The organism is Ruegeria sp. CDSB117 (assembly GCF_059611005.1).
On the sequence record NZ_JBXWOS010000008.1, the window covers coordinates 177,562 to 198,573 of the forward strand.

Sequence of the window (21,012 nt, forward strand, 5' to 3'; positions counted from 1 at the left end):
CGTGTTGGCAAAGCTTTAAATAGTTACCCAATCGCCTCCGGACTGGTGAGAGCGCAAAGAGGCGTCAATGAATCGGACACCGTCTGCGCCTTGTTCGACACTTGGATAAGTAAGCCAATCGGCCGGAACGGTAACGCCATCCTGACGCGCGGCTACGGCCATAGCAAATTCCGTATAGAGGTTGGCCCAGGCTTCGATAATCCCTTCGGGGAAGCCGCGCGCGGTACGGATTAGACGTTCCGCACCGGGTCCGATACCATGCCCGTGACCTCGGCTGATGATACGATCCGGCTCACCAAACCGATTGAACTTCAGCTGCTCCGAATTCTCCAAATCCCACTCGAGACCTCCTTCGCTCCCGAAAATGCGCAACCGCAACCCACCCCGATTTCCCGGGGCAAGGCGTGTCGCCATCAGGGTTCCCAGAACCTCGTTTTGATAGCGGGTGAACATGAATGCTGTGTCTTCCAAAGGTTTTGGCGCGCCGCAGACATGAAACTCGGCCCGTAGGTCGGTCAAGGGCAGGCCCGAGACAAAACTGGCGAGATGCGCGGCATGGGTGCCGATATCGCCGACACAGCTGGTCGGACCAGAAATCTTTGGGTCCAGCCGCCATTTGACATGGGGCGCATCAGCTACATCATCGGGCGTCATCCAGTCTTGCATGAACTCGACGTGGATTTGGTTGATTTTACCGATGCCGCCTTCCGCCACGATTTGTTTGGCCTGACGGATTACTGGAAAACATGACATCGCATAGCCGACAGCAAAGATGTGCCCCGTGCGCGCGGTAATCTCCTCAAGCCCCTCGGCCTCCGCGACTTCGTTGGTCAGGGGCTTATCGCACAGCACGTCAATGCCCGCCTTCAGAAATGCTTTGGCCGCTTCGAAATGAACGTGGTTCGGGGTAGTGATCATGACGGCATCCACGCCATCCAGGCGCACCGCCTCGGCCTTTGCCATCTCGTCGAATGACGCATAGCACCTTTCTGCTGGCAGATACCACTCGGCCCCACGCGCCTTGCTGCGCGCAGCGTCAGAACTGAGCGCGCCTGCGGTGACCTCCCACCGGTCGGTCATCCGCGCAGCCGTTGCTTGCGTGACAGAAATCCGTCCTCCGCCAACAACGCCCAGCCGCAAACGGCGAGACAACCGGGGGAAAGGGCCCTCGAAGTTCAGGTCTTCGGGTAAAAGTCTCTCAGCCATTCTGAACCTCCATGTCCGGGGCGCGTACGCCTTCTGGCAGCATTTCCACCGCCATGAAGATGCTGGGTGTAATCGTCTCGTATTGATGCCAGGGATAGTTGCCCTCAGCGTCATACATCGGCTTGTGCGTCGTGCCGGGAGCCATGAATTCTTCGAGGTAAAGGGTTTCAACGTCCCGTTCGCGGCATTGCTGCATTTTGCCAAAGCCTACGATTTGCGTATGCACTTCGCGAAACCCCGGTACCGGGCAGAACGGATGATCCTTGTGCAATCCGACATTCAATGGGACCGAGCCGGAATGGTACATGGTCAGTCCAACGTTACCCACGAAGACCTTCGGCGACATGTAGTGGCTGACACCGCGCAGACGCTCCTCTTGGCGAACATCAAAAGCAGATGGCCATGTATCTTTCACCCAAGCGAACAACTCGTTGTCATCGGCATGGGCGTCGAAACCGTGGACAATGACTGCACGTTCCACGCCGCTAAGCGTGCTGTCTTGCACGATCACAGAGGAAAGCGGTGCAACGGTTTGATCCTCGGCAGAGAGGCCCCTCTCCCCGAGATTCAGAACAATGGCGCGACCCTCTACAGTTACTCTGTCTTCATCGGTGATGTGCTGGACGCGAAAAAATGGCTGGGCAAAGTCGAGAGTCTCAATAGGCATAGACCAGCTCCTTCCTCTAATCGTTCAGAAAATCGACAGGCAGAGGCATCGGCGCTTCGCACCGGCTTTCTATTGTCTGATAGGCGCCAAATTTCGGCGCCCGTTCGATCGCGTCCATGACCTCGAAAACGTGGTAGGCGAGCGCTCCACTTGCACGGGGTTGGCGGCCTTCTTGCGCCGCCAGGGCCAGATCCAAAAGGCCGAGACCACGGCTGTCCTCATTGAATCCATGTTTGTTGTCGACCACCTGCCAGCCTTCGCGACCGTATGGGCGCGGCTGATGAGACCAGCGCGAGGTCTCCCACGTTTTCAGCCAGACATCCCCGTGAAAGATGTTGGCACCATGTACCGGGTCAGGATCTGGGATGCTGATGGTGCCTTTTTCACCGTAGATCTCGAACCGCGGCGTTTCGCTATCCCAGACGTCAAAGCTCATGGTCATCGACCCTATAGCCCCGGAAGAGAACTGCAGCAGGCTTAGGGAATGCGTGTCGATCTCGACATCCATCCATTCACCGTTGCGAGGGCCATTTTCGATCATCCTTTTGTCGAACGTGCGCCGAGCCATTCCGGCGACCCGGTCAACGGGACCAAGGCAGCAAATCATTGCGGTCAGGTAGTATGGCCCAAGGTCCAGCAAGGGCCCGCCACCCGCCTGATAGTAGAAATCTGGGTTGGGATGGTGGCGTTCTGTCCCGTGGGTACCGACATGGGCAAAAACCCCTGTTGGTTTCCCGATACCGCCTTCATCGATCAAGCGCCGAACGGTTTGCCAACGACCGCCCAGAAATGTGTCGGGTGCGCAACCGACCAGTAACCCCTTTTCAGAGGCCATGTGCAGGATCGCCTTACCATCCGTTCGATTCATAACCAACGGCTTCTCGGAATAGACGTGTTTTCCCGCCTCCAGCGCGCGCAGGCTGATTTCGGCATGCGCCGCCGGTATTGTCAGATTCAGAACGCAGTCAATCGTCGGATCGTCAAACACTTCATCTGGCGTGCAGGCTTGGGCGACACCGTATTGATCCGCTTTGGCGCGGCTTTCCGAAGGGTCAAGGCTTGCGCAAGCCACGACCTCAACGTTTGAGAATTTGGATAGTGTTTTTAGATAAATATCGCTGATACGACCACAGCCGATAAGGCCGACCCGGAAGGATTTCGATGTCTCACGTGTCATCATTCCTGTCTTCGTAGAGGGGTAAGAAATTAGGGGGCATCGGCCCTTTGTTGCGGCCACCTTGGTTCATCTGTTCCCAAGCGTGGGCGAGTATTCCGACCGAGCGGGACAGGCAGAACAGCCCTCGCGACAAGGGTGCAGGAAAGCCAAGCTCGCAGAAGATCACGGCTGTCGCGCCGTCGATATTCATAGCAATTGGCCGACCGCCGCGTTGACGACCGAGTTCGGCTTGAACCTCTTCTCCGATATCGGCAAACCGGCCTGATACCGTGCCTACTGCCGCCGCATCACGAACAAGTTGCATCAATCGTGGTGCGCGTGGGTCGACAGGCTTGTGAAACCTGTGACCAAAGCCCGATACGATCTTGCCGTAGGTCTCGCGCCAGCTGTCCAAGCCATCTCGAACAGCGTCATTCAGCGAAGCTCCCGCATCCATGCGGACTGCGATATCATAGTACAGCTCTGCACACTGCTCTCCTGCACCTCCATGCACGTCGCCCAGCATGTTCACCGCAGTCGCCATCGCATTATTGAGACCTACCCCGCAGGTGGCGGCCATACGCGCAGCCGCGATTGAGGGAGCCTGTGGGCCGTGATCCACGCCTGCGACCAAAGCAGCTTCGAACAGGCGCGCTTGTGCGTCGCTGGGCAGATCACCCCGCACCATCAGCCAGATCATCTGCGGGAAAGATACGTTCCCGATCAGGTCCTCTATGGCGTTGCCACGAAAAGCGATCTGACCGGGCTTCATGTCGATGATGGAGGTACGCCACCATTGGCGGATAGCTTGCTCGTCGTTTGTCATACCGTTGCACCTCTAAACTCGCGCATGCGCTGCTGACAAAGTGAATCGAAAACGCTTTGAAGACGACTGATTGAGGCGGTGCAGCCGGTGAAGATTTCAAAAGACGCTGCAGCCTGATGAACTGCCATTCCAGCACCATTCATCACTTTCAACCCAGTTGTGCGGGCGCTGCTCAGAAGGTGTGTCTCGAGCGGGAAATATACGATATCTGCCGCCCAAGCACCCGGCCGCAACAATGATGGATCAATTACCGACCCGGGGCACTTATCCATCCCGAGCGGTGTTGCGTTTACCACTCCGTCCACAAATTTGACCCGATCCAACGAAATCGAGGGGGAACCCTGAAGCTTTGCATAAGGGCGCAAGACCTTTAGTCGACTGACCAGCGCCTGCGCTCGGTGCAAGTCAGGATCGATGATCTCCAGATCTCGAACACCTGAATCAAGCAAAGCCAAAGAGACTGCACTGCCCGCGCCACCAGCACCAAACAAGAGAACCGTTTCAGTCTTCGATGATCCCAAAAAATCTCGGAAGGCACTGTGGAAACCTATGTAATCGGTGTTGTGGCCAACCATTCGGTCGTCACAAAAAACCACCGCGTTGACAGCTTGAAGCTCCTCAGCAGTCTTGGAATGCTCATCAAGATGATCAATGACTGATGCTTTGTAGGGGTGTGTCACGTTGACCGCCGCACAGCCTAATTCAACGGAATAATGCAGTAAATCAGCGACCGACATGCCACGAAATGGCTCTTTTGCCGTGTCGATCCTACCGTAGCTCAGATCGATACCCTGCGCCCGGCCCTCCGCCTCGTGCATCTCAGGCGTCATGGAGCCAGAAATCCCTTGTCCGATTAGTGCGGCCTTCATATTAGGTTGTTCCTTCCGCCACGTGGTGTCGCGTTTGCGCCGCTAATCGAAACGCAGCGTTACGTGCGCCATAGCCGGCGTAACCAGTTCGGCGCTCAACAATTTCAAAGAAAAAGCCGTTAAAGATAGGGCGACTGTAGATCTGAAAGTACTCGGCACCCGCTGCCTGGTCGTAGAGAATGTTGCCCTCGCGCAGTTGGGCGATCAGATCATCATCCAATCCGAAGGTCGCCTGCAGATCGGCGTAGTAGTTCTCTGGGATCGTCAAACTGGGAAAGCCTGATTTGCGCAACTGATCCGACGTTTCAAAAATATCGTCCGACTGGAAGGCGATGTGCTGGACACCGCCCCCAAACCCATCTTCAAGGAATGACGCTGCCAGTGTTCTACGCCCAACGGCCCCGTTCAGGTTCAGGCGCACTTCGCCTTCGGGACTTTCGATAGCCTGGCTTTGCACGACACCGGACGGGTCGGCGACGTTCACGATAGGAGACTTTGCCATCTCAAAAGTTGAAATGTAGTAAAGCAGCCAACTTTCCATCTCATCGTGACGCATGGTCTGTGCCAGATGGTCGATACGGCGCAGACCGGCAGGCTGGGTCGCTTTGGTCTTGGCAACTGGCTCGAACTCGATGTCCCAAACTCGATGCAGATCGGATTTCTCATCTATGAAATGGACGACATTGCCGCCGACACCTCGGATGGCCGGGATGTCCAGTTCCCCGGTCCCCACCGGCTGTGAGAAATTCGGCGCGCCCAGCGCGGTCGCGCGCTGAACCGTCTGATCTGCGTCCTTGACGCGCAACCCCATGTCGCAGACCGAGGGGCCGTGGCCCAGAAATGCCGAATGTGCGAAGCCTTCCTTTTCGGTGTTCACGACGATGTTTATAGCGCCCTGCCGCCACAACTCGACGGACTTGCTCACATGCTTTCGCTCCATTCGAAAACACATTGCTGACAGCATATCTGCCAGCCGCGCGCCGCTTGTTTCGTCGGCTGTAAATTCGACGAATTCGAAGCCTGACGCATAAACGCGTTCCGGCAGGTCCGGGATGCCGAAATCGGTTCCCGGCTCGGTCCGGGATACCTCATCCAGGAGGTTCACCAGCGACCTGTAGCTGTCTCGGGCCAGTGTTCGGCCACCGGGTTGAGGAGCTGCTTCGTTGACGCGTGCAACCGACCAAGGCCCTTTGTATCCGGCGCGGGACAACACGCGAACGAAGCCCGCAAGGTTCAGCGACCCAAGCCCTGGCAGAAGCCCAAAGTGCCGCTTGAGCCGACGTATATCCATCTCAAGCCGGGGTGCATCGGACAGTTGCACATGGAACAGCCGCTTTCCGGGAATGTCCCGAAGGCGGGCTGGTTTGGATCCGTCGGCAAGCGAGAAGAAGGAATTCAAAGCCAACCCCAGATTAGGGCTGTCGACAGCATCAACGACGCCTAACGCCTGTTCATCCGAGTGAATAAGATCCGACCATGGCAAGCCCATATAGGCCAGACGCATCCCCATTTCTTTAGCGATTTGGGCCGCCTCGCCAAGATCTGCGATTACCTGTTCTTCGGTCGCAGCGACATCGACCTCGAAGGCAGACCCGATAAGCAGCAATTCCGTTCCCAGCTCGCTCATCAGGTCGAGTTTGCGCTTCAGTCGATCAAAGGCGCGCTCACGTCCGGCTTCGGGCTGGCCTTCAAGATTATGGAAGGGTTGTAACAGGCATATCTTCAGGCCGAGGTCCGATGCAATCTTGCGGACTTGCGATGGCGTTCCGTCAAAAGCGGTCAAATCCGGTTCGTGTAATTCGACACCCCCGAATCCCGCGTCAGCGATAGCACTCAGCTTTTCAGCCAGATCACCGGGGATCGACGTTGTCGAAACCGACAGGCACATTATCCCTGATATCCAAACATACGCGGCAACCACAGGACCAGATCCGGCATCAGCATCATTATCACCAAGGCGAAGATGAGAACCGCGAGGAAGGCCCAGATTTCGGAGATGATTTCGCGCAGCGGAATGTCCGTCACGGCGTTGATCACAAAGAGTAGAATGCCATAGGGCGGCGTGATCAAACCGATCATTGAGTTCACGACGACCAGCACTCCGAAATGCACCAGATCAATCCCGAGCGCTTCGCAGGTTGGAATGAACAGGGGCACGATCACCAGGATGATCGTTGTTGCGTCTAACACGCATCCCAGCGCGAGGATCAGCAGGTTTACGAGGATCAGGAATACAATCGGGCTAACATCCGAACCCTCCAGCAGTGCCGAGATCGACTGTGGAATCTGTTCCTGAATGACGATGAAGTTCAGAATGAACGCGCCACCAATGACCACCCCGACGGCGGCGGAGGAGCGCGCGCTGTCGACGAACACTTGATAAAGGCCACGGAAGGTCAGCGCGCGGTAGAACAACGCTGCCAGTAGCAGAGCGTAGAATGCAGCAACTGCGGCGGCTTCGGTCGGAGTGGTGACGCCGCCATATATACCATACAGCAGGATTGCGGGCATCAGCAGTGCCGGAAACGCGTTGGCGGTTTTAGCCGGCAATTCGCGCAGAGGAACAGGTTCTTCCAATGCAAAGTTCCGCTTTCCGGCCAGATAGTAGTTCATCGCCATGAGGACGACGCCCATGATCAGGCCCGGCAGAATACCGGCTAAGAACAGAGATCCGATGGAGGCCTTGGAAACGAGCGCGTACAAAACCATTGGGATCGAGGGCGGAATGATCGGGCCAATCGTCGCCGACGCCGCGGTAATAGCAGCAGCATAACCTCGGCTGTAGCGGCCATCCTTGGTCATCATCTCAATGATGATCTTGCCGATCCCCGCGGCATCCGCGACAGCCGAGCCGGACATACCGGAAAAGATCAGGGACGCTACCACGTTGACGTGCCCGAGGCCGCCCTTGAAACGACCGACAGCGGCTACGCAGAAGTTCAGCAGACGGTCCGTGATCGAACCAGCATTCATGATATTCGCGGCGACGATGAACAACGGCACGGCAAGCAGGATCGTGCTTTTGTAGAAGCCCTGCAGGATCTTCTCGCCCGCGAGGGCGACGTCCAATCCGGCCGTGCCCAGGTACACTAATGAGGCCAATAGGATGGAATAGCCAATAGGTGTCCCGATGCCTGCCAGAAGAAAGAGAGCGAGCAGGCAGGAAAGAAGTTCAAAACTCATTTCTTAACTTCCTCGTCCTCTTCGACGTCGACACGTGGATGGTCGTCAACCACGTTGTACCCAACAACCAGTTCCAACTCTGTCTTTGGGGGGCCATTGCGCATGACGTCGAAGAATAGCCAAGCGTAGCGCGCTGCGACGACCAACATGAATACCGCGTAAATCGAGAATACTGTGCGCAGCGGTATCTTCTCGCCGGAGAACGGGTTGCGCACAGTCGAGGTTTTGCGGATTTTCATCCAGTCGATGTAGTCCCACGTCGGCAGGAAACTGTAGAGCATCCCGACCACGATCGCTGCGGCCGCCAGCATTGCAAAGACCTGCCGCACGCGCATCGGCACTGAAAGGTAGATGATATCGAACTTCACGTGATCACGTTCACGCACTATGAAAGCACAACTGAAGAAGATCACCCAGACCCACAGAATGCCGATAAGTTCAAGCGTCCATCCGGCAGGGGTAAAGAAGTAGCGCAAGAGTATTTGCAATAGAAAGATCAAGAAGATTGCCGCCAACATCCCGCCGGCAATCGCTTCGGTCAGTCGGGAGAACCCCTTTATAAAGGCTTTCATTGTGGTTCTCCCTCCCTTGTCTTACTGGGCTCAGTTGCCCAGAGCGTTGATCTGATCCAGAACGCCTTCGGGCCATGAGCCAGCGAACTCGCTGTCCAGATACATAGACTGTACCTGATCGCGGAACGCCGCGAGATCGGGTTCATAGATCGCCATGCCTTGCTCTTTCAGGAAGCTGACAAGATCCTCTTCTTTCTGAAGTTGCTTCTGACGGCCTGATTCAGCTGCAGCATCCGCAGCTTCCTGAACCTTAGCCTGCTGTTCCGGCGTCAACCCGTCCCAAACTTCTTTGCCGATGGCGATGTAGTTCAAGTCGACCAAGTGCGATGTCAGGATGATCTGATTGGTCACTTCGTAAAACTTGGCATCAACCACGGTCGGCAATGGGTTGTCCTGACCGTCAACGGCACCGGTCGACAGAGCTGTGTAAACCTCTGAGAACGCCATTGGTGTCGGGGCGGCACCCAGCGCTTTTCCAAGGAACTGCCACGCATCTGTGCCCGGCATCCGCAGGTTCACACCCTCCAGATCAGCCGGAGTGCTGACGGTCAGTTCATCCTTGGGTTGGCGCAGGTTCACCTGACGACGGCCCAGATACATGACCGACAGCAGTTTGACGCCCAGTTCTTCTTCGGCCTTTTGCTTGAAGGCATCCATCAAGGGATCGTTGAAGACAGCCACCTGATGCGCGGCGTCCTGATGGACATAGCCTGCGGTAAAGATCGAAAACTCGGGGAAGAACTGTGCCAGTTCCTGCGCCGAGGTGATCGACATTTCCAGGTTACCCCGGCTGATGGCGTCCAACTCGGTGCCTTGGGCGAAGATGGTTCCATTATAGCTGGGCTCGTAGCTTGCGAAATCAGCGACCATGGGCGCGAAAACCTCGGCCATAGCGACCGAGCGCTGATCGGTCTCCGATCCTGATGTTGCGAGGCGAAGTTGCACTTTGTCTTCCGCCAGCGCACCACTTGTTGCGCTGAACAGAACACCGGTTGCGACCAGGGCTGATACAGCAGCCCGGCGGGTAAGTTTGGTAATCACTTTGCTCCTCCCTGAGACATCATGATGCTTCTTTTTTGCGATTCAGAGTTTTGACCTATTTTGAACATTTTGCAAGATTTTTTACAAAATATATGATATTTTATACTGCCGTAATATCTACCGTTGGTGTTTTTTGTAAGTATTTGATCCTGACCGTCTCACCTGTTCTGCAGGAATTCTGAATAGCCTCAATAACTTGAAGCGTTCTGAAACCTTCCCATCCAGACACAATCGGCTCTGCTTCGTGCCGAGCTACTTCAACAAAGTGCCTAAGCTGATTGACCAGAGGGTCAGACGCACCCTTCTTCAGCGCGGTTGATGAGATTGGCGTCCACCAGTCCCTTTGCTCACTCTGGTAGCTCCACAATCGAAGATCGGGAACGGACAACGATCCATGAGAGCCACCTATCATGTAGCTACTCTCAGTGGTTGAAGGATAGATTGGATATTCTTGAGACGTCATCTCCCAGCTCCATGGAGCAACGATGCTGTCGGACACGCTTATGGTGCCTATCGCCCCGCTTTCGAACGTCAACAGAGCACCGGCAACATCTTCGTTGTCGTAACCCCGCTGCGACGCAGCCGCCTGAGCCTGTACGGTCATGACTTCTCCGGCCAGGTACCGCAGCAGATCAACATCGTGAACAAGATTGACCGAGATGGGCCCTGCACCGGGTTTCTTTCTCCAGGGCGCAGCATCAAAATACTCGTCTGGCTTATAGAACCAGCAATTCGCATGGACAGCGCGCACATCTCCAATCTTCCCATCGACAATGGCTTCCTTTACCGACCGGATCAGAGGATTGTGTCGACGATGATGTCCGACCATCAGTGGCACATTGGCCTTCTCCGCTGCTTGAACAAGCTCAAGTGCAGCAGTGGCTTCTACGGCGATCGGTTTTTCGACAAGAACGGGACAACCATTTCGAACACTCGTGAGGCCTTGTTCGACATGAAGCGTGGTCGGGGTCGCAAGAACAGCTCCGTCCGGCGCCTGATCTGCAAACATTTCCTCGAGGGTCGCGTAACATGCGACCCCGTGCTCAACGGCGTAAGCACGACCTTCATCGCTGGGGTCGACCACCGCGACGAGATCAACATGGCGCAACGCTCGGATAGCGTCTGCGTGGCGTCGTCCAACAAGACCAATGCCGACAATGGCAATGCGAAAGTTCTTAGACACTTTGCTTCCTTCCGGAGGGTCCGGAAAATCCCGAAACCGATGATAGCGATCGGGCTGCTTTGCCCAACTTGGCCACGATCGTATTGGGGTTTTCGTGATTCCACAATAATGTATGATATTTTTATTTTTACCATACATCACTTTGGATTGCTGATGTCTCGGAAAAATGCTAATTGACGAGGAAACTGATAATATCGGGTGAAACGCATGGCGAAACAGCCGTCTACGATAGGTGCAAGCACCTATCAGCGCATCAAGCGGGACATCATCTTCGGGGAACTGCAGCCCGGCTCCAAACTGAAGCTGGACGCCTTGAAGGAACGCTACTCGGCAAGCCTTTCGACACTACGTGAAACGCTGAACAGGCTCGCCAGCGACGGATTTGTCGAAGCTCCCGAGCAACGGGGGTTCCTGGTCACGCCAGTTTCACGAGAAGACCTGACCGAGATTTCAGAGTTGCGAGTCCTGTTGGAATGCCACGCGTTGGAGTTGTCGATTGCGAATGGCGACACGGACTGGGAAGGCAACCTTGTTGCCGCACACCACAAGCTGCACCTGATGGAACAGCAGCTTCTCAAGGGCGACGAGTCCGAGAAAGAAACCTGGAAACGATATGATTGGGAGTTTCATCAAGCAATGATCGCGGCCTGCAACTCCAAGAACCTTCTGTCTTTGCACTCGATCATCTACGACAAGTATCTGCGGTATCAGATGCTCGTGCTTACCTATCGCGGCGAAGAGGCCGTCAAGGAGCACAAGGGCATGTTTGATGCAGCACTGGCCAGAGACGCCGACACGGCCAAGAAACTGTTGGAAGATCACATCCGAAACGGCCTCACCCACACGTTGGAGGCTATGTAAGGCGGCATGCTGATTGCGTGCTTCACCTTCAAGGCTGGGCTGACGATACTTTTCACTGCAGTTCGGCTCAATGGTTGCTTCTTAGGGGCTGATGCAGCGGACATGCCGCATTGCCCCAAGTCCGTTTCCGTCCTGATCGTCGATCATTACCGACCGGCAGCGTGAGCCAGTCTGAATGTCCGCTCGCTCATCGATACATGGATGGGTTTGCAGATGCAGAGAAGGTCCGGAATCCGCCCACGCTCACGTGTATGGAACTGCCCTGACCCGCCGTTTCGCCGAGCAAATCATTGCTGAGGTGCGCCCGGCCAAACTGGCCCCTCGCTACGGGCGCAGAATTCGGAGCTGGTTGAGTTTGCACTTTGCGCAGCAAACCTGCCACTCAATTCGAGATATTGAATGGCGGGTTCTGGTATTTGGTTATGACCAGGAATGAACTTCACCCGTGTTGCGAGGTGTCCCACCAATGCGGTTGCATGAACAGTGGGATAGCCACGGTCTTGCCACTCAGTTTCTCTACTGATCCTTTTGTCAGCTCAAGCGCCATCCACGCCTCTGGTGCGGTCATCAGGTTCGGGTATGGCGTTTGCTTGTCCGTTGGGACAAACCCATATCTGGGGTAAAATGCCGGGACGCCCAGCACGAACACTGCATCCGTCCCAACGGATCTCAGATGTTCAAAGCTCGCCTCCATGATCTCTTTCCCAACGCCGTGGCCCTGATACTCAGGCAACACCCCGCAAGGTGCCAGCAGGTAACAATTTGCATCTGGGTGGTCCACGAAGTTAAACGGAGTGAAAATCACGTTGCCTACGATCTTCCCGTCGCGTCTGGCGCTGATAGAAATCGTGTCCGCGAGGCCAAGGAAGTCTTCGGCAAGCCGAGCGATGTCGTCGCCCTCATCTTTTCCGAATGCCAGTCGGTGGACTTCAATAATTGCGTCAATGTCTGCTTGTTTCATGGTTTTTTCCTATCTTTGGTTCATTTGGGCGCGCACGGATTTGATCCCCAACGCGGAGGCGCGGTAGGGATGGCCATTCTTCGAGTGAATGAAGCGCCTTTTCAGCAAGCGTTGGAAAACGCTGAGAGTGCAGTCGGACAGCACATAACCGTCACGCGTATAACAAGTGACGTCATGGACTTTTCCGTTTTCCAGGCGCTCGAAGTGTATCGACCCGCCAAGGGCGAGTTCGTGCAAAACACGTTGCTCGTGTTTTGAGATATTCATTGTTATGTCTCGATTTTATGAAAGTACAACAACAGGACACTCAGCATCGCGCGTGAGTGTGCCCATCAATGTTGGTGTTCCTGAAACCACCGGAAGTTCTTGTGATGCTGCATTGTGTGCTTTGTTCACAGATCCAGTCCCCTATAAATTTCAGCGATTTCGTTTGTGGCCGTTTGCATCAGATTGGCATTGTCAATGAACACGTAGTTTTTGATCACTGTTGCCTCTGATATGCCGAGAAGGCTTGCAATGTGTGAGATTGGAATGCCGCGCGCGTACAGGATTGAACCTGCAAGATGACGCACCATGTGCGGGTCCAGAAGAAAGCCTGCTTCTGCGGAATAACGTTTGAATTTCTTCGCTATTGGTTCACCTGTCATTCCTCCGAAGAGAAGAATTTTTGATCTCGCGGGGTTCTTGACCTTGTATTTGATCACGAGGTGGTGCGCGCGTTTCTGATACCAGCTCAACACAGTGAGCGGATCGTGCGTTCGCGTGGGATGAAGCGCAACCGGCGACAAAGACACGCCGTTTTTCACGATTTCACTGGTTACCACGATCTTTGCCGGGGCCACCTGAGTTCCTTTTGGCAGGATCACATGCGCGTTTTTGCCCGAGAGCCTAAGTTGCAACATCGTTGCTCTTCGCAGCGGAAACCGGGTCGTGATACTTGTATACGCTGCCATTATTGCGAGATCGAGAGCTCGGGCCTGTAGCTTGGATAGGCAACCTGTGTTTGGATCAGGCCCAATTTGTTCCCATTGTTCGATCATTTCCCAGGCTTCCTCAAAGAAACGCTTCGGCATCCCAAAAAACCGTCGCTGCAACTCCCGGTTCTGTAAGAACTCCAGCGTAGTGTCTTCCTTCCACTTCGCTTTGGATGTCGTGTGGTGACGCGAATTGTTCAGGTCCGCGGCTTCAAAGAAAGTCGGATCAACTTGGGATTTGAAGCCCGGGAACAGGAATTCGAAAAAATTGACTACCACTCTGACGCGATCCCCCCTTGTTTTTTCAGAGGTATTCCTTTGCAAAGCTCCACTTGCATCCAATTCAACAATCTTCGCGATTAGCGCCGGGTCAGACAGGCGATCCCAGGGGAACGCGACATCCGGGGCATTCAGGTCAACGATGCCAGCCACTACAGCTCCATGATGGTACCGATTGATCGCCTGACGGAGTGCTTTGGCACGATTGCTACTTATTCCATCGCGAGTGGTAATACGAAAATCGTGCGTACCCAGTCTGGCGGTTCTGGTGCCTTTGATACGAGATTGGATGTATTCGTCACGGGCTCGACCGAATTCAGGGTGAATTCCGGGTGCAACCCAATGCCCAGCACAATTGATGCTTGATAGATCTCCAAATTTTTCGGGCGGGAGAAGGTTTCGGCTGACGTGGGTGTTACCCCTCATCTGATCGAGAAATTTCGCTGCCCGCTTTAGAGTTCGCGCCCGGCCTGATGGCTGCGCTCCGATAGTCTCCTCGAGCCATTTCTTGTTCGCCTGGTGGATGTCAATTCCAGCCTCGCGGCAGCAACTAATAAATATCGTTAACGGAATGGCCTCACGAGCCGAGATCGGCGGCAACCCGAGCGTGCCTTTACTGACCAGTTCGAGGAATTTGGCCGACCGGTCTTGACGCGTTTTGTTTGCTGCCTTCTTAGCACGCTCGCCGCTTACCAAATCAAAAAAACGTTTGGTGTTCGAGTACCAGACATAGAACCTATCATAGCTTTTGAAACCGCAGTTCATTGGAGCTGTTCCGGTGTCGAGATAGTCCGCGACCAGAGTGCGTAAGCGCTTTGAATCACAAACCACTTGTGCGGTTTTTGGGGTTGCGTCCAAAACGTCAAAGACTTTTTCTACTTTGGACAACGAGCCACGGATTTTTCTCCAGGAGGATTCAGTCCACGGCAGATCAAGGACGCCGGCATTGGCCGCCAGCAGTGCGTCGCGAAGCGTCGGAGGTGTCAGCTGAGTTTGTTCGTTCGCTGTCATTGTTTGTCTCCAATCAGGGGGAAAGACCGTCGTTGCGCGAAAGAACGACGGTCTTTGCCTTCTGTTGGTTTTGACGAAAAAATTGGCTTGTGAAGCAAAGGAGCGGATGAATGAAGAAAACACCCAATGGTGTTTCCTCGGGAAATCCCTTTGGGTGTTTTCTTCATTGTCGCGCCGTGAAGCAGGATGTGTTCACTGCTGTATGGTCTTGTCATTTTCCAGCCCGCTTGCCTGAGTTCAGAAAATTCAAACGCTCAATTTCTTCGATGGTCGGGCGGAAAAGCCATCGCCGCCCAAGCTTAAAACCGTGGCGTTGACCATTTCGCGCCAAACGTCGAAATGTCTCGGGGTGACACTTGACAAACCGCCGGTCGAGCAACCGCAGGTCCTCGATTGATAGCAACGGTGCAAGAAGGACTTTGCGGCCCTCACTGCCTCCAAACGCCCATAACAAGATCGGATCGTCTACCTCTTCAAGCCGCAGTACATCGAGCAGGTCGAAGCAGGGGTGCTCACCAGGAACAGAAACAGGCGTCAGGCCAAGAAGCTTGCGAAATCGTTCAACTGAAGATCGGCTGCAGCGCCAGCGCTTAGCTAAGCAACGAACGGTCAAGAGCGGCGAAGGGTTCTGTCTAATGGCGATAGCTAAGTTGTGCGCATCATATTCAGCTTGTGTACCAGCACAGTTCACACCTTTTTCCGTTTGTTTTGACATGCGCTACCTCCGATGCCCGGAGGAGATGAGTTCGAACCGAAACAGGAGAAATTCTTCGTTGGCAGATAATGATCTCTCAATCGGCGCGGCGATGCAGAATGGGGATTCGATGTGTTGTGGTGTTTCGAACCTGACGGCTGGATGGTTCGGCGCTGGGAAATGCCTCAGAAAAAATTGTCCAAATCTTGCCCATAATCCACGTAAATCGGTGTGTTTTACCGTAATTTCAACGGGTTCAGCAATTTTGCCGGAGTGAGACACAAAATGGAAATTTCGCCTTGTATTCCCGTTGCTTGCAAGGATATACCCGTCGGCGGAGACGTGGCCGAGTGGTCGAAGGCGCTCCCCTGCTAAGGGAGTAGGCCCGGAAGGGTCTCGAGGGTTCGAATCCCTTCGTCTCCGCCACCTACCATTTCCGTTCAATTGGAAAAGATGCTTTTCAGCCCCTTATGGGGTTGTTTTGCCTAACACAATTAAGGTCGCTGTTGCTCTTCAATTGTATTCGATTACTCGATCAAAGATCGGTTGTTCTTGATGTGGCGTTGCACCATATGCCGAACCTGCTTGCCTTTGGCCGGGATCGGACGCGCTGATGGTGGTACGAAATCCTCTGTGGCCAAGGCGGGAAACAGTTCCAGCATTTCTGCCCGTGCCGCAGCCGGCACCGTCCTGAGGGCCTCGGCACCAGCAAACAGACTTTCCGATGGGGCACCTTCGGCAAAGACGATCTCATGCTGTTCGAACAGCATGTGATAATACTCGACGGTTTGAGTGTTTTCCTCGATCGAGATACCGGAAATTCCAACCAGCGCGTGCGCGGCCACGAGGATTTCGCTGGTTTCGAACATTCGGATTGCAATGGCGGACCGCACCAGCATCCGGTGTTGCGGGGAAACAAGTAAGTCGCGCTGAGGCAGTCCGCTGCCTAATGCACCGGCGGCGATGCGGATCGGGCGCAGTTTGGGCTTTTCCGACAGCTCTTGACTGGTCAGCGTACGCGCACCGATCCAGCGGATACGCTGCGGACCCCGGTCCATCGTCTCAACCAAATCGCCTACACTCAGACGTTCGATCGCAATATCTCCACCCGGTGTCCGGATCAGTGTGCCAGCCGTAAAGCAGGGCACGTCAACGATGGATGTGGGGTCGGTTGTATCAGGCGCATTGCCTGGCGTGACGTTGACAATCGTCATCGAATAGGCAGTGCCGGGTTCCAAAGGCTCTGACGTAATATAGCCTGCCAGGTCACCCTCGACCTCGACCCGGTAGACGGTGATGGTGCCACCGTCCGGATCGGTCAGAATATAGGATTCTTCAAGGTAAATATCACCACTGAAAAATGTTGTGGACCCGTCCAGATTGGTGACCGTACCGGTCTGTGTTAAGTCATCGCCGCTTTCGTTGCTGTTGAAGTCGCCGTTAAAGACGGTGCCGGTATCGGGCAGCGTTGGATTCCCGGGTCGTGACAGAATGTCACCGCCTGCTGCATCCTCGACATTGAAAACGTGCCGGTCAGTGGCCGGGTCAAAATCGGTGTCCAAAATGACCTGGCCCGACCCCACCGTGATGACGTCGGGATCATATCCAATGTAGGAATAGTTTGCCATTTACAACTCACCACCTTTTTTGCGCGCGCCGTTCATTTCAGCCAGAACTTTTGGCACGTAAACCACCATTCAATAGGTATTTTCAGCAACAGTCGCCAATCAATCCCCTTATTTCAAGGCAATACCACGGCATTTTTTTGAACTCATGAATGTGGCTGGCCTTTTTACCATAACGCTACTCTGCCATGGGCCTGACTTTCGTTAAGGCAGTGCGGTGGGCCGCGCTGGGTACCGATCTCACTAGCTAAACTGTGCAACGGTGATCGCGTTGCGCAATATCATGACAATGAGCATGGCGCTAACACGGGTAGAAGCCATATTGGCCTGTGTAGTGATGCACCTTCCCAACCCGGTTTTTTTGTCCCTGATGCGTGAAGACCCTGAGATTGGCGTATCGATCCTGACTTCGACCTTTACCCATCTGCATTCGCTGGTCCCACAGCTTGAATAACTCAAGGCCCAGATTGGCGCGCAGCAGGTGGCCAAGTTTTTGCTGAACCCGTCCGACAAGGTGGTCGGCGGCTGCGCGGTTGAGCTGCCTTATGACAAGATGCTGATTGCCGGACGCTTGGGCATGAAGCCCGAAAGCCTGAGCCGGGCATTTTCGCAGCTCAAGCCGGAGGGCGTGAAAATCAACCGTAATCACTCGGTTGCCGCGGATACCCAATGCATGCGCGATTACGCCGAAAACAACCCGTCCAAAAAGTAGCGCAAACTCTGCTAGAGCAGTGCAATTTGCACAGACATTTTGATCTATTTGCTAGCGTTTTTTTGCATATTTATGTACAATGACGCTAGTTCTGCCGCGTATTTCGGCGGGGGGTGCAGCATGACACACGACCGCAACGGTGGCCCTGACAGGCCGCCCTTGGTTGCGCTCAGCGTCGCCAAGGTCGCTCTTTCGGTTCGGGCCAAGCTGCTGGTGGCATTTTTGGGAATAACCGGTCTGCTGGTTTGCTTGGTGTTGTTTGGTCTTTATGCCTTGCATCAGGCCAATCTCCGGTCCGAGACGATGATGCGCGATCAGGAACGTATTGCGTTCTTTAATGACACCCACACAACGATCTCGAACCTGAACACACATCTACTGTCCTTGTTCGTTCCGCAGAACCTGAAAGGCCGTCCACGTCAGAACGGAATTCTGGGGGCTTCTACGCGTTCGATACTTCACGTCTCGGCAGCACTGGAGCGAAACCTTGCCCTTGGTTTTCGCAGTTTCGGGCAGCCGGGAATGCCAGATGAGCAGGCGATCGCGAACCTTCGATCTGACCTTCAGGACATTTTACCAGCAATCACTGAACTGCGCCGTTTGAACCGCGAAGGCGATCTGTTAGCTGCGGCGCAACACGGTATTGACCAAATGTTCGAGCCGCTGCAAGCCATGCAACGCGAGGCGTATACCGTGGCGCAGGATGTCGAACAGGAAGTGCGTGAACTGGCGCGGACAACAGAACAGGCATATTTGACTTCACGTCTAAGCATCACGGCTGCGGCGATCGCGGCGATTGGGATTGCCCTTTTGTTGGGATATTCGATTTCGTCGTCCCTGTTGTGGCCAATCGAACGCATCCATGCGGTTCTGAGTAAGCTGTCCAGGGGTGGGTTCGACACCCGGATTACGGTTCCCAATCGGGACGAACTGGGCGAGCTGGCAAACCACGTAAACCAGACCAGCGAAAAACTGGGTGCGCTTTACGGGCAAGTCGAAGTGCAAAAAGCCCAACTGGCCGATTTGAATGCAGCGTTGGAAACTCGGGTCGCCAACCAGATAGAAGTGATCGAGCGCACCAATCGTCTGAAACGCTTCCTACCGTCTCAGGTGGCAGCGATGATTGTCGGCGCGACGGATGAGGCGGATGTCTTGAGAACCCGTAAGGCCGAGATCACGGTTCTTTTTGCCGATCTGCGCGGGTTCACGGCCTTCGCCGCCGTTGCCAATGCGGATCAGGTTGTCGCGGCGCTCAACTCATTTCACGGCACTTGCGGGCCGCTTGTTGAGGCCTGCGGGGGAACATTGGAACGGTTTCTTGGCGACGGTTTGATGGTTTTGTTCGGCGCGCCGGTGCCGCTGGATGATGCCGCGCAGAGAGCCGTTGATCTGGCCCAGAAAATGCAAGTGGATGTTCGAAAGGCGATGGTCCCATACAGGGCGGGTATAGCGCAGCATGGTCTTGGCCTCGGCATTGGGATCGCAACGGGCGCAGCGACCTTGGGTCGGATCGGTTTTGAGGGTCGTTTGGATTACTCGGCCATCGGGCCTGCGCCCAATCTGGCGGCACGCCTGTGTGAAATCGCCAAGGACGGTCAGGTGCTTGTCTCAAATGCAACTGCGCGTCAGGTCCGGATAGATATGACCCCGGCGGGACCGTTCGATCTGAAAGGCATAGGAACCCGCGTTTCGGCCTTTGAATTGGCGCGTCTGGTCGAAAGCCGGACGGCGCCTCAGGTTTGTGCCCCCTATCCCTGACAAATGCAGGGAGTTGCGCCCGTCGTAGCTTCAAAAGGAGGGGTCGGGCGGTCATTTGCCAGCGATGAGCGCGCCTGCAATCTACAAGACTGAGCCAACCAAAACAGCTTCAGTGCGCACTCCGATGACGGCCCAATGGGAACGGCAACTCACCCGATGCGTGGGTCAGCGAGTGTGTTTGACTTGAGGTGGGGGGGCGAACCGACTGTTTACCAGGGCGCGGTCCTTTTCGTCCTACCTGGCAGATAACTGTCCCGCAAAGCGTTGATTTCGGATGTCGTCCGGGGATGTCTTGTAGTGGGCGCGAAAGGCGCGACCCAAAGCGACGGCAGACGAAAACCCGGTGGCGGCCGAAATCTCTCGCTGCGACAGATCCGTTGTCCGAAGCAACGTGTCAGCCCGTTCCAGACGCAGCTCTCTGTACGTCGTCAAAAGCTTTGTGCCGGTTTTGTTCAGGAACCGACGCTGCAACTGTCGGGTAGACGTACCCAGCATTTGCGCCAGATCCGAAATCCGCAATGGCTCCTCAAGATTATCACTCATCGTTTCGATGGCTCGGCGCACTTGTGGATCGGCCTCGGACCGTTGGAAAAGCCGGATTGCAAGATGGCTCTTGGCGGTCCTCTTAGGCTCGGACAGTCCGATGTATCCGCGCAGAGTGTCTGCGAGGTGCTCTCCGTGATCGATCGAAACGAAATTGGACAACAACTGTAATGCGCTTAACCGGGTCGATGCGCTGTGCAAACGGTTATCATAGGCCATGTGGATACCCGATCCATCTTCGATCAGTCCGATTTCCTGCGCTGCGGCCGTGAAGTTGGGGTGCACCGCGGCGACTGTTTTTTCTGCCCGCCCGATCTGAGCAAGCAGCAAAACGGCGCTGCCGACAAGTATTGTGCGCGACGACAGGTTCACAACCTGTGAGGTCCAGGATTTCTCAGAGTCATCCAACCGCCAGTTTTCGTGGATATCCCCCCAAAACAGTGCCGTTCGCCCAGACCAATACAGCGGCCCTTCGACCGGGTCTTTAGCCAACCTGCGAATGTTGATGATGTAAGAATGATGTTCGACCAGCCTGTTCAAGGCATCAAAGAAATCAAGGACGATCTGTGCAGATGCTTCGGTGTCCGTGCCAGTGAGGACAACATCGACATGATGATTTCTGTTGGGTGTTTGCCTGGCAACGCAGGCTTGCCGTGAACGGGCATTTTTGAGGACATAGTGTTTCATTGTTCCTCCACCTAATGGTCTTCGGCTTTGCCCTTCGGGGCACCGCTCATTTCTTATGGCCGCCCCCCGCTTTGGGCAGGGGGCGACCGTAATTTGCAGCCCGCTTACTCAGCGGCTTCTTCGTATTCGTCCATTGGGGGGCATGTGCAGATTAGGTTTCTGTCGCCATATGCGTTGTCGACGCGGTTTACGGGGGACCAGTAT

20 protein-coding genes and 1 tRNA gene are annotated in these 21,012 nt (G+C 54.9%); 5 read left to right on the plus strand and 16 right to left on the minus strand.

The annotated features are described in order from the left end of the window. Positions 1–15 precede the first annotated feature (15 nt). From AC2FJC_RS11445 to AC2FJC_RS11490, 10 genes are all read right to left on the minus strand, one after another. Positions 16–1,206 (minus strand): Gfo/Idh/MocA family protein, encoded by a 1,191-nt coding sequence (locus AC2FJC_RS11445; protein ID WP_496739607.1) that lies wholly within the window; start codon positions 1,204–1,206, stop codon positions 16–18. Then, a complete protein-coding gene (locus AC2FJC_RS11450; RefSeq protein ID WP_496739608.1) occupies positions 1,199–1,873 on the minus strand; it encodes a hypothetical protein in 675 nt (224 codons plus the stop codon). Before AC2FJC_RS11450 ends, AC2FJC_RS11445 begins: the two co-directional genes overlap by 8 nt. 16 nt (positions 1,874–1,889) lie before the next feature. Beyond that, positions 1,890–3,050, minus strand: a complete 1,161-nt coding sequence (locus AC2FJC_RS11455; protein WP_496739609.1) for a Gfo/Idh/MocA family protein — start codon at positions 3,048–3,050, stop codon at positions 1,890–1,892. Next, a complete protein-coding gene (locus AC2FJC_RS11460; protein ID WP_496739610.1) occupies positions 3,040–3,855 on the minus strand; it encodes a citryl-CoA lyase in 816 nt (271 codons plus the stop codon). Before AC2FJC_RS11460 ends, AC2FJC_RS11455 begins: the two co-directional genes overlap by 11 nt. Further along, positions 3,852–4,724 carry a shikimate dehydrogenase gene (locus tag AC2FJC_RS11465; protein ID WP_496739611.1) on the minus strand — a complete coding sequence of 291 codons (873 nt, stop codon included), beginning with the start codon at positions 4,722–4,724 and terminating at the stop codon, positions 3,852–3,854. Before AC2FJC_RS11465 ends, AC2FJC_RS11460 begins: the two co-directional genes overlap by 4 nt. Position 4,725: 1 nt before the next feature. Then, positions 4,726–6,612 (minus strand): bifunctional sugar phosphate isomerase/epimerase/4-hydroxyphenylpyruvate dioxygenase family protein, encoded by a 1,887-nt coding sequence (locus tag AC2FJC_RS11470; protein WP_496739612.1) that lies wholly within the window; start codon positions 6,610–6,612, stop codon positions 4,726–4,728. Further along, positions 6,612–7,907 carry a TRAP transporter large permease gene (locus AC2FJC_RS11475; RefSeq protein ID WP_170328647.1) on the minus strand — a complete coding sequence of 432 codons (1,296 nt, stop codon included), beginning with the start codon at positions 7,905–7,907 and terminating at the stop codon, positions 6,612–6,614. The genes AC2FJC_RS11470 and AC2FJC_RS11475 overlap by 1 nt, the downstream gene beginning before the upstream one ends. Further along, entirely contained in the window at positions 7,904–8,479 is a 576-nt protein-coding gene (locus tag AC2FJC_RS11480; protein WP_170460347.1) for a TRAP transporter small permease, read from the minus strand. The genes AC2FJC_RS11475 and AC2FJC_RS11480 overlap by 4 nt, the downstream gene beginning before the upstream one ends. A gap of 30 nt (positions 8,480–8,509) precedes the next feature. Further along, complete coding sequence (dctP, locus tag AC2FJC_RS11485) at positions 8,510–9,520, minus strand: TRAP transporter substrate-binding protein DctP (RefSeq protein WP_170686418.1); 1,011 nt, start codon at positions 9,518–9,520, stop codon at positions 8,510–8,512. Between the two features lie 100 nt (positions 9,521–9,620). Continuing rightward, positions 9,621–10,841, minus strand: coding sequence for a Gfo/Idh/MocA family protein (locus AC2FJC_RS11490; RefSeq protein WP_496739613.1), 1,221 nt, complete (start codon positions 10,839–10,841; stop codon positions 9,621–9,623). A gap of 69 nt (positions 10,842–10,910) precedes the next feature. Here AC2FJC_RS11490 and AC2FJC_RS11495 point away from each other — a divergent pair, with 69 nt between their 5' ends. Further along, positions 10,911–11,564, plus strand: a complete 654-nt coding sequence (locus AC2FJC_RS11495) for a GntR family transcriptional regulator (protein WP_170328650.1) — start codon at positions 10,911–10,913, stop codon at positions 11,562–11,564. 439 nt (positions 11,565–12,003) lie between these two features. On the opposite strand, the gene AC2FJC_RS11500 is transcribed toward AC2FJC_RS11495, so the two are convergent. The 4 genes from AC2FJC_RS11500 to AC2FJC_RS11515 form a co-directional block, all read right to left on the minus strand. Continuing rightward, on the minus strand, positions 12,004–12,525 hold the full coding sequence (locus AC2FJC_RS11500; RefSeq protein WP_496739614.1) for a GNAT family N-acetyltransferase: 522 nt from the start codon (positions 12,523–12,525) through the stop codon (positions 12,004–12,006). 9 nt (positions 12,526–12,534) lie between these two features. Further along, positions 12,535–12,792 (minus strand): YjhX family toxin, encoded by a 258-nt coding sequence (locus tag AC2FJC_RS11505; RefSeq protein WP_496739615.1) that lies wholly within the window; start codon positions 12,790–12,792, stop codon positions 12,535–12,537. Between the two features lie 125 nt (positions 12,793–12,917). Continuing rightward, positions 12,918–14,789, minus strand: a complete 1,872-nt coding sequence (locus AC2FJC_RS11510; RefSeq protein ID WP_496739616.1) for a site-specific integrase — start codon at positions 14,787–14,789, stop codon at positions 12,918–12,920. Positions 14,790–15,000: 211 nt separating this feature from the next. Further along, positions 15,001–15,504 (minus strand): hypothetical protein, encoded by a 504-nt coding sequence (locus tag AC2FJC_RS11515; RefSeq protein ID WP_496739617.1) that lies wholly within the window; start codon positions 15,502–15,504, stop codon positions 15,001–15,003. A 315-nt stretch (positions 15,505–15,819) separates the two neighbouring features. Here AC2FJC_RS11515 and AC2FJC_RS11520 point away from each other — a divergent pair. Continuing rightward, positions 15,820–15,909, plus strand: a tRNA-Ser gene (locus AC2FJC_RS11520). A 101-nt stretch (positions 15,910–16,010) separates the two neighbouring features. On the opposite strand, the gene AC2FJC_RS11525 is transcribed toward AC2FJC_RS11520, so the two are convergent. Then, positions 16,011–17,111, minus strand: a complete 1,101-nt coding sequence (locus tag AC2FJC_RS11525; RefSeq protein WP_496739618.1) for a Hint domain-containing protein — start codon at positions 17,109–17,111, stop codon at positions 16,011–16,013. A 292-nt stretch (positions 17,112–17,403) separates the two neighbouring features. On the opposite strand from AC2FJC_RS11525, the gene AC2FJC_RS11530 reads away from it, so the two are divergent. From AC2FJC_RS11530 to AC2FJC_RS11540, 3 genes are all read left to right on the plus strand, one after another. Further along, the gene (locus tag AC2FJC_RS11530) at positions 17,404–17,562 is read left to right on the plus strand and encodes a hypothetical protein (RefSeq protein ID WP_496739619.1); all 159 of its coding nucleotides are present in this window, start codon (positions 17,404–17,406) and stop codon (positions 17,560–17,562) included. Between the two features lie 27 nt (positions 17,563–17,589). Continuing rightward, positions 17,590–17,820 (plus strand): helix-turn-helix domain-containing protein, encoded by a 231-nt coding sequence (locus AC2FJC_RS11535; protein ID WP_496739620.1) that lies wholly within the window; start codon positions 17,590–17,592, stop codon positions 17,818–17,820. Positions 17,821–17,940: 120 nt separating this feature from the next. Further along, entirely contained in the window at positions 17,941–19,578 is a 1,638-nt protein-coding gene (locus AC2FJC_RS11540; protein WP_496739621.1) for an adenylate/guanylate cyclase domain-containing protein, read from the plus strand. A gap of 234 nt (positions 19,579–19,812) precedes the next feature. On the opposite strand, the gene AC2FJC_RS11545 is transcribed toward AC2FJC_RS11540, so the two are convergent. After that, a complete protein-coding gene (locus AC2FJC_RS11545) occupies positions 19,813–20,808 on the minus strand; it encodes a helix-turn-helix domain-containing protein (RefSeq protein WP_496739622.1) in 996 nt (331 codons plus the stop codon). Positions 20,809–21,012 lie beyond the last annotated feature (204 nt).